Source organism: Kitasatospora sp. MY 5-36 (assembly GCF_001182915.1).
In the GTDB taxonomy this organism is placed as follows: Bacteria; Actinomycetota; Actinomycetes; order Streptomycetales; family Streptomycetaceae; genus Kitasatospora.
Genome location: NZ_LFVW01001187.1, coordinates 1 through 1,483 on the forward strand (window position 1 = coordinate 1; position 1,483 = coordinate 1,483).

Annotated in this window: 1 protein-coding gene and 2 pseudogenes; 1 reads left to right on the forward strand and 2 read right to left on the reverse strand. The window is 73.4% G+C overall.

Annotation, left to right across the window (positions count from 1 at the left end; all coding sequences use genetic code 11):
- Positions 1 to 354: pseudogene (locus AE652_RS41265) on the reverse strand (hypothetical protein); the annotation flags it as partial.
- Between the two features lie 57 nt (positions 355 to 411).
- Between AE652_RS41265 and AE652_RS48870 the strand changes: the two are divergent.
- Positions 412 to 945, forward strand: a complete 534-nt coding sequence (locus AE652_RS48870) for an SHOCT domain-containing protein (RefSeq protein WP_053112601.1) — start codon at positions 412 to 414, stop codon at positions 943 to 945.
- An 11-nt stretch (positions 946 to 956) separates the two neighbouring features.
- On the opposite strand, the pseudogene AE652_RS41275 reads toward AE652_RS48870, so the two are convergent.
- Positions 957 to 1,483, reverse strand: a pseudogene (locus tag AE652_RS41275) (hypothetical protein); the annotation flags it as partial.

Consider the following 1,483-nt stretch of genomic DNA (forward strand, 5'->3'; position numbering starts at 1 on the left):
GTACGGCGGCAGCGGCCCTTCGGCGAGCAGCTCGGCCACCGTCCGCCCGACCGGCCGCTCCTCCACCGTCCACAGCAGCTCGCCCTCGACGAACGCGCCGACCCCGCGCAGCAGCCGCGGGTGCGCGACCGGCGCGGTCGAACCGACCGCCGCCACCCGGCGCACCATCCGGTCCGCCTGCGCCGCGGCGGCCGCCTCCGGATCCTGGCCCGCCGTCAGCACCCCCGGCAGCTCCAGGGCGCCCAGCAGCACCGATTCACCGGTCCGCTCGTCCACCGCCTGGGCGCGCAAGGGTTCGGGGCGGTCCGTCAGCCGGTACCGCCCCGCCAGCAACTGACCGGGGCCGCCTCGCATGCCAGTTCCTCTCACTCACCGAGCAGCCTACTGAGCGGCTCCTTTAGGCTCGATCCCATGGACTGGACCGATCTGATCGACACCGCCTTCGAGGCATCCGGGAACAGCAGCAAAGCCAACCAGGCCGAGGCCGTCCGCGCCGTCGAGGCGACCGTCATCGACGGCGAGAAGCCGGTCGCCTCCACCGCCGGGCGCCACCCCGACCACTTCCGCAAGGGAGTGCTCGTGCTGACCACCCATCGGCTGCTCTTCCTGAAGGACGGGAAGCCGCCGGTCCCGGTTCCGCTCGCCGCCGTCACCGACGTCACCGTGACCCGCACCAAGCTCAACGGCGAAGTGCTCCTGGTGGTGGCGCTCAGCGGCTCGCACCGCTTCGAGGACGTGGCCAAGGCCGAGTTCTTCGCCGAGCAGCTCCGGGCCTCCGCCCGGGCCGCCCGGAACGCCCCGAAGGCCGGGCCCGCCGCCGCCCCGGTCGAGGCGTCCGCCGGCGAGCAGCTCATCGGCCAGCTGGAACGGCTGGCCGCCCTGCGCGCCTCCGGTGCGCTCACCGAGGACGAGTTCACCCGCGCCAAGCAGCGCCTGATCGGTTAGGACCTGCCGCCCTACGGCGCGGGCTGGAAGCTGTTGAAGACGACGTCCCGGAGCGGGGCCTGGGCGGCCCACTCCGCGTCCGGGACTATCCAGTAGATCGAGTACCCGTACTTGGGCGGGGTCCCGGTCACGAAGCCGCGGTTGAGCGAGTGCATCCTGGGCGTGCCGTTGGTCCACTCCCAGTCCGCCGCGTTGGTCCACTGCCGGTAGGTGATCGCCGCCAGGTTGAGCCGCTGGTAGTTGCTGACCTGACCGCGGACGTTCGGCTCCGACTCCTGCCAGTCCGCGACCGCGCTCGCCCCGGGCGACGTGGTCCACTCGATTCGCAGCTGGCTGCCGTCGGCCGCGTTCTTGAAGATCCGCCGGTTGGCGTCCGACCCGGTCGGCTGCAGACCGTCCGGCAGCACGACGGAGAAGCCGCTCGGGTCCTTGTACTCGTGGTACCCGGCCGGCACGGCACCCGGCGCGGGCTGCGCCGGTGCCGCCGGGGGCTGGACGGGAGCCGCCGGCGCACCGGCGGACTGCGCGGGCGCGTCCG